This window comes from Mariniflexile jejuense, assembly GCF_042675665.1.
Taxonomy (GTDB): Bacteria; Bacteroidota; Bacteroidia; order Flavobacteriales; family Flavobacteriaceae; genus Mariniflexile; species Mariniflexile jejuense.
On sequence record NZ_JBHTJI010000011.1, the window covers coordinates 1 to 666 of the forward strand.

The following is a 666-nucleotide window of genomic DNA, read 5'->3' on the forward strand; positions in this document are numbered from 1 at the left end:
GAAGGAAAATCAGATGCAAGCAAACACACAACTACCTTTGTTTTAGCACAAAACCGCAATTATTTTTATACGGTGTTGTGGTTAGTTTTTTTCTAATTATTGATGTCAAAATTAATGTAATTCCAACGTAACATATCCAATTTCTAATTCGTTGATGCACAAAAATCATAGGCGTTCCATCTTCTGAATACGCTTCGTAAGCCTCATAAATAAATCCAAAATAAATCAGAGTTGGAATTAAGAATATAATTCCTAAAATCGCAAAATATTTGGGTTTTATTTTTTCCGTTATTAAGTCATTTAGAATATATATTATTGGTAATGTATGATAAAAGACAATTATATATTCGACATTTTGTTCGAAGTTAAATTGCTTTAAAAATACGTTTAGATAAATCAGGAATAAAATCAGTAACACAATTTTAATTCCGTTTAAAACCTTTTCTGAAATTTTAAACCTTGTTTTCAAAATTTCTTTTGCGGTCAAGATTGTCAGTCCGAAAATTGTCAAAAGCGAAGTTAATAAATTCAAGTTTGAGTTTAGAAATCCGATTGATTTAGGATTGATTAATAAGTCCAGAAATCCGAGTATTGAAATTGAAAAAATCAGGATTTTAATGTAATATTTTGCTTTGTTCATCGGTTTTTGTCAAATTAACCACAACG

The 666-nt window shown here is 27.9% G+C and carries 1 protein-coding gene; it reads right to left on the reverse strand.

Translation table 11 applies throughout. The annotated features are described in order from the left end of the window. Positions 1-31: 31 nt before the first annotated feature. Positions 32-640, reverse strand: a complete 609-nt coding sequence (locus ACFQ1R_RS11595; RefSeq protein WP_379926389.1) for a hypothetical protein — start codon at positions 638-640, stop codon at positions 32-34. Positions 641-666 lie beyond the last annotated feature (26 nt).

What these genes read in the sequence shown, in the direction of transcription:
- ACFQ1R_RS11595 (WP_379926389.1), bottom strand. Translation starts at nt 640, where the DNA reads ATGAACAAAGCAAAATATTACATTAAAATCCTGATTTTTTCAATTTCA.